We start from the raw sequence: 6234 nt of genomic DNA, 5'->3' as shown, positions 1-6234 counted from the left end.
CAGACACGATTGTTCTATGCGATGAGCCGTGATGGGCTTCTTCCAAGTAAATTGTCAGCGGTTCATCCAAGAACAAAAGTACCACTTCCTAGTACGTGGACAACCGGATTACTTGTTGCACTATTTGCTGGATTCGTCCCATTAGATAAACTAGCAGAACTTACGAGTATTGGGACTTTGTTTGCTTTTGCAACAGTTTCACTAGGAGTTGCGGTTCTTCGAAAGACAAGACCTGACATCGAAAGAGGCTTTAAGACACCATGGGTACCATTGATTCCAGCCTTGGCGATCATTTTCTGTGTTTATCTTATGCTTCAGCTCTCAGCATTCACTTGGAAAGGCTTCGTCGTTTGGCTTTTGATTGGATTTATTCTTTATTTTAGTTATGGATACCGTCACAGCCGTTTAAACACAACGAAATAGAACGAACTAGTAAGATAGAAAAGCTGCCTTTATAGAGGTGGCTTTTTCACTTTAGCGATACATTGCCCTTGCTAACAAACGAGTAGAAGAAGATTTATGATGTGTTAAATGGTATCTGTAAATTTCCTGTGATTCTTTTCTTTTTTTGTAAATTATAGTCATCTTCTCCTTTGAGTAATATATTCAATAATGCAAAACCACTACTCGTAAGTGTGAAGGTTTTCCTCATTGGTTCTCGAATAACTGTACTTGATGACGGAAGAGGAGAGTATTTTATGAATTTAACTCAAGCGCAACAATTAGCGATTGAATACGTTGAGCGTTATGCTCTAAAACATAAGGACGATGCTCAAGAGACGATTAAACATCTATTAAGAATGTCTAACATAACAGATGATGTATTTCATAATGCGGTCTCTAAGCTTAAAAAGCATGCTCGAATCGCACTTCACTTTCATCCAGATCGGCCAAACTCATCGATGGATAGTATTGCAGAAGCGTTATATCAAGAAGGAATATATAAAAGTCAGTTTGAAACGTTGCTTTCAAACGGCAGTGTTTCTGCATACCCCGGAGGATTGCGTGATCGGTGGGAAGAACAATTATTTGGAGGAGCTTACCAGTTAAAAGGTGCGACCCTTAAGGAAAGAACAAAATATGGTGCGTTAAGCATCTTTAATCATGCAGATGGACCAGCTCCCCGATTTGGATCATGTTATTTCTTATTGAAGCCCGAAGTTTCAAAACGAGCAACTTTTACGTACCTCGATTCTCATCAAAATCCTAAAGAAAAAGGAACTTTAGGAGAGTTCGATATGATACTTGCTGCATTATTTGAGGAGATCTTTACGAGAGATTATGCGCTCGGAGAACCTAAGCTTATGGTTAGTTCTTTGGTTCGGCAGCTTGTTCAAAAAATAGAATTGCCTTTTGAAGATCCAGCTAAAAAGCATGCTAATCGGAATCTAAATCATTACATAGAAGCACAAGTTCATGGTGATGTTGTATTAAAAGACGATGTAGATTTACTTGTTGCAGATCCTTCTTTTAAAGATACGAAGGTCGGGAATGCACTGACAAAACTTTGTACAAAATATGATATTAAACTTTATTATCATTCAGGATTTCAAATGTCTGTAGACCAAGTTCCTTCAGATTTTAGAGGACCAGAAATGCCATCATTAGCAAAAAGAGTCGCTAAAAATCAAGTGATTGATGCACATTCTATAGGTGAGGCTGTAATGGATTTATCAAGAAATCCAATGTGTTGGAGTGACAGAGGTACGCATAAAGAAGTACTACAAGAGTTGAAGCTTCTATGGCATGTATTGGTGAAGTATGGAAGCGCACATAAAAAAAGCAGATAAGTTTGAAGAGATTAACATCTTGCATTTATTATTTTTATTTGTTAATATCGTTTCAATGCTAACGATTATGAAAATTGTTAAGGAGTGGATGATATCTATTCTTTTGATGAGTACGGTGAGTTATTGCCGGAAGAGAAGGACACCATCAATCAATTGACTAAAGCACCGATTGAATCTCTCAATATGCATTCAATTTCGGTGGTCACAAATCTGTATCGAGCGGCACAAGGTCTACGCAACAAAATGGAACGAGAAGTATTAGCAAAGCATGGGCTATCGTGGACGTCTTTTTCTTTTCTGTATGATCTATGGATATGGGAATCTGTTGAAACCAAAAAGTTAGCGCTGTCCGCTGGTGTTTCAAAAGCAACCATAAGTAACATAACGAATACATTGGAAAGAAAAGAATTATGCTATCGTAAGGTAGATAATCGCGATCGACGCATCACGTGTGTAGTTTTAACAGATAAAGGCAGAAAAGTGATGGAAGAACTGTATCCAAGGTTTCACGAAGGTGAAGTCGAAGTCGTCTCTTCCTTGTCCGTTGAAGAGCAGAAATTAATTTCAGGCTTGCTTAGAAGAGTTATTCGAGAAAACGACTTTTAAATTTTATATAAATATGCGATGACAGGAAACGCAGTAGCAATGATCTCCCTGTTTTTAGAGAGCTGGTGGTTGGTGTGAATCAGCACAAAGATCATGTGAATTACATTTCCAAGAGCTTTCTTCGTTAAATCTGTATGACGAAGAACGGGAAAACCGTTATTTGACTTGAGTGGAAGAATATTTGTTCTTCAATTAGGGTGGTACCGCGTGTGATTTTAGACCACGTCCCTTGTGTTATAGGGATGTGGTCTTTTTTTATTGTTATTTGAGATTGAGTTTTAAAAACAATGAATTAGAGGAGGAAAAACGATGATTCCGTTTGTAGAACAACTAACAGAGAAACAGAGAAATGAAGTTAAAAGGCAGATGGCAATCTATAAGCTAGGCGTTCAGGATATAATTCCTACAGAAGAGTTAGAAACCAAAGTGGCAAAGTCCATTTTAGAGAATTCCCCACTGAAAATTAAACTTGGATTAGATCCTTCAGCACCAGATGTACATCTTGGTCACACAGTGGTGTTGAATAAGTTAAGACAGTTTCAACAAAACGGTCATGTTATTCAATTGATCATCGGAGATTTTACGGGAAGAATTGGTGACCCTACAGGAAAGTCTGTTGCGAGAAAACAATTAACAACAGAAGAAGTAGAGCACAACGCGAAAACGTATTTTGAACAGTTTGGAAAAATAATAGATATGGAAAAAGTAGAGCTTCACTACAATTCTAAATGGCTTTCTAAGCTGAATTTTGAAGATGTTATAAACCTTGCTGGTAAAATTACAGTGGCAAGATTGTTAGAACGGGATGATTTTGATGAGCGGATCTCAACCGGAAAACCGATCTCATTGCATGAATTCTTCTACCCGCTCATGCAAGGTTACGACTCTGTTATGTTAGACTGTGATATTGAATTAGGTGGAACGGATCAACACTTCAACATTTTAATGGGTAGACATTACCAAGAGAAGTTTGGAAAAGAAAAGCAAGTTGCTATCCTAATGCCTCTCTTAGAAGGATTAGATGGTGTTGAAAAAATGTCGAAATCAAAAAGAAACTACATTGGTATTGATGAAGCGCCGAATGAAATGTACGGAAAGGCAATGTCCATTCCAGATACGCTTATGATCAAGTATTTTGAACTGGTAACTGACTTAAACAAAGAAGAGATTGATACAATTAAGAAAGATGTGGAGACAGGGAAGCTTCACCCTCGTGATGCAAAGATGCTTCTTGCTCGTACAATAGTCCGAATGTACCACGGTGCAAATGCAGCAAGTGCAGCTGAAAAAAACTTCATTACTGTTTTTCAGCAAGGAACACTGCCGGATGAGATCCCGGTCGTGACATGGGCAGGAACTGATGAGATCTCTGTAATAGATTTAGTCGTGAAATTGAAACTTCTTCCATCCAAAAGCGAAGCTCGTCGAATGATTGCCAATCATGGGATTAAGATTAATGGCGAGAAGGTGGAGAACTCTCATTTGATCGTCGCTATATCGAATGGTCTAATCGTTCAAGTTGGAAAAAGAAAGTTTGTAAAGATAAACAGAGGATAAATAAAAGGGCAACTTGAAGTTGTCCTTTATCATTAATTTCAGAGATAGCAATTACTTTTTTTTCGTTTGAAATAACAGCAATAGAAAGAGACAAGTGGAAGTAAAAATACAAGAAATTCATTCGTTAAATAAAGGCGGTTTTTTAAAATAGAGATTACATGGCAGGAAATCACAAATCAAATGACGAAAGAATTAAAGGCAGCCCTTTCTTTTTATAAACATTCATTTCCAATAGAAGTTAGGGAAACTGAATCAGTCTTCTTGCAAAGTTTACGATATGCTGAAACGCAAAAGCTCAATAACTATCACTTCATAGCCGGATATCTAAATGAAGAGCTAACTAGCATTGTAACGGCTCACTATTTGGCTGACGTGAATGCAGGATTTATTGTTTATCTTGTAACAAACCCTAAAATAAGAAATAAGGGATTAGGGGCAAAATCCCTTCAAAAAATTGAAGAAGTTCTTCAACAAGATAGTGTTCATGCTGGGTATAAATCATTGAAAACAATCGTTCTTGAGACTGAGATCGAAGAGATGGTGCACACTGAAAAAGAAAAGGAAGATTGCGTAAAGCGAACAAAATTCTTTACGAAAAACGGCTTTTATAAAGTTGAGGATTTTCTTTATTTTCAGCCACCTATACACGATGGTGGCGTAGATGTGCCTCTTCATTTATTCATGAAACAGCGAACTAAACAAGAAATAACGAATTCCGACGTAAAACGTATAGTTAAAGCTATGTATGTTGAAAAGTATTATCACGGCAATGGTATTGAAAAAGGTGTTTTAAATACTTCATATAGCAAGATGAATTTGGAGAAATCTGAGTTGTTTTGTGATTAAAATGAGAGGTGTCCCATCATAAAACGAAGTCTACTCATTCTAATGGTTTGTGTTATGTTCTTAGCTGCTTGTCAAAAAGATGAAAACAGAAAGTATGTTCATTAGGGAGAAAAAACGGAGATTGACATAAAACGATTAACCAAAAACGGAATCGATTTTAAAGTGAAAAACGAAAATCTTTACATCCCTGAAGATCAAATGAAAAAGGCAGTAGCTTGTTGTACTTAATTAACTTTGATATGAACATTAAAAAAACACAAGGCTACATCCATTCGGAAAATGCCTTGTGTTTTTTTGTCTTCTAACAATGGTAAACTCATGAAATAGAAGGTGATGGTAGGGACTGTCAGAAATATTGACTTTCAAAACACTTATACTTGTAATATCCCTAAAACGGATGAGATTATTATAGAATAACCGTAGGCTCCATCACAGTCAAAGTACGATTCATCGTATTCATGTTCACATTTACACCTAGAGGAATCGCGGCTTTATAATAGCCGTGAGCACTTGTTAAATTCGTCATAAGTGGTTTGCCGAGTGGAACAAGAAACTCATTGATTACATTTTCAAAAGTCTTTCCATATGCAGGTTCACACTTTGTGCATTCTCCCATGATGATTCCAATACAATCATCAAATTTACCAGCGAGCTTTAAGTGGTTCAAATATCGGTAAACGGTGTTTACGGGCTCATGAGTTTCTTCAAGAAATAATATCTTACCCTTCGTGTCAATTTCATAAGGAGTTCCTAAACAATCTACGAACGATGTAAGGTTTCCTCCTACAATAACTCCTGTAACGTTGCCTGCAACTTTACTTATAAGCGGAATATTTGGTGGATTCATGATCTGCCAAGGTGCAGTTGTTCGCGTGATAATATTAAAGAATTGGTTGAAATTATAAGTAGGTGTTCCAGGTCGGAAATCCAAGAGCAACAAGCTTTGAAAGGTAACGAGATCTGTAAATTGATACAGCACATTTAATAGAATAGTTATATCACTGTAACCTGAGATGATCTTGGGATTGGTTCTGATAATATTGAAATCGAGAAAGGGAAGAATGCTGGCTACTCCCACACCTCCTCGAGTTGGAAGAATCAGCTTCACCTGATCGTTCTGAAACATCTTCATCAAATCTGAAGCTCGTTGCTGTGGTGTTCCTGACAAGAAACCATTTGTTGCGTATACATAATCTCCCACAATCACTTCAAAACCCATATTTTTTAACATTGTGATTCCTTGATTAATAACGTTTGCTTCGAGCGGGCTACCCAATGTAACAATTCCAATGGTGTCGCCTTGCTGCAATTGCTGCGGTTTGATCGACATCCTAACAGCTCCTTTCGGAGAACCGAAATCCTATACGCTATTATATTGGGTATTAAAGAATCGTATGAAAAAACGTCCAGAAAACTGATCTGAACCCAAAAAGTT

The 6234-nt window shown here is 37.2% G+C and carries 6 protein-coding genes and 1 other annotated feature; of the genes, 5 read left to right on the top strand and 1 reads right to left on the bottom strand.

Features of this window, described 5'->3' with window-relative positions:
* From P4V41_RS21270 to P4V41_RS21250, 5 genes are all read left to right on the top strand, one after another.
* The coding region (locus P4V41_RS21270) for an amino acid permease (RefSeq protein ID WP_328087203.1) at positions 1-423 on the top strand (423 nt) is incomplete at its 5' end.
* 275 nt (positions 424-698) lie between these two features.
* Positions 699-1790 carry a DUF3626 domain-containing protein gene (locus tag P4V41_RS21265; RefSeq protein ID WP_328087201.1) on the top strand — a complete coding sequence of 364 codons (1092 nt, stop codon included), beginning with the start codon at positions 699-701 and terminating at the stop codon, positions 1788-1790.
* Positions 1791-1874: 84 nt separating this feature from the next.
* The gene (locus P4V41_RS21260; protein ID WP_328087200.1) at positions 1875-2396 is read left to right on the top strand and encodes a MarR family transcriptional regulator; all 522 of its coding nucleotides are present in this window, start codon (positions 1875-1877) and stop codon (positions 2394-2396) included.
* 9 nt (positions 2397-2405) lie between these two features.
* Positions 2406-2629 (top strand) — a binding site (T-box leader).
* A 76-nt stretch (positions 2630-2705) separates the two neighbouring features.
* Positions 2706-3953 carry a tyrosine--tRNA ligase gene (gene tyrS / locus P4V41_RS21255; RefSeq protein ID WP_328087199.1) on the top strand — a complete coding sequence of 416 codons (1248 nt, stop codon included), beginning with the start codon at positions 2706-2708 and terminating at the stop codon, positions 3951-3953.
* A gap of 180 nt (positions 3954-4133) precedes the next feature.
* A complete protein-coding gene (locus tag P4V41_RS21250) occupies positions 4134-4799 on the top strand; it encodes a GNAT family N-acetyltransferase (protein ID WP_328087198.1) in 666 nt (221 codons plus the stop codon).
* Between the two features lie 406 nt (positions 4800-5205).
* Here the strand turns inward: P4V41_RS21250 and P4V41_RS21245 are convergent, their stop codons facing one another.
* The gene (locus P4V41_RS21245) at positions 5206-6129 is read right to left on the bottom strand and encodes an LD-carboxypeptidase (protein ID WP_328087197.1); all 924 of its coding nucleotides are present in this window, start codon (positions 6127-6129) and stop codon (positions 5206-5208) included.
* Positions 6130-6234 lie beyond the last annotated feature (105 nt).

Source organism: Fictibacillus nanhaiensis, from assembly GCF_036213205.1.
Lineage (GTDB): Bacteria > Bacillota > Bacilli > Bacillales > Fictibacillaceae > Fictibacillus > Fictibacillus nanhaiensis_E.
The sequence above is the reverse complement of the archived record's forward strand: the minus strand, read 5'-3'. Positions and strand labels throughout refer to the sequence as shown.

What these genes read in the sequence shown, in the direction of transcription:
- tyrS (WP_328087199.1), top strand. Translation starts at nt 2,706, where the DNA reads ATGATTCCGTTTGTAGAACAACTAACAGAGAAACAGAGAAATGAAGTT.
- P4V41_RS21265 (WP_328087201.1), top strand. Translation starts at nt 699, where the DNA reads ATGAATTTAACTCAAGCGCAACAATTAGCGATTGAATACGTTGAGCGT.
- P4V41_RS21250 (WP_328087198.1), top strand. Translation starts at nt 4,134, where the DNA reads ATGACGAAAGAATTAAAGGCAGCCCTTTCTTTTTATAAACATTCATTT.
- P4V41_RS21245 (WP_328087197.1), bottom strand. Translation starts at nt 6,129, where the DNA reads ATGTCGATCAAACCGCAGCAATTGCAGCAAGGCGACACCATTGGAATT.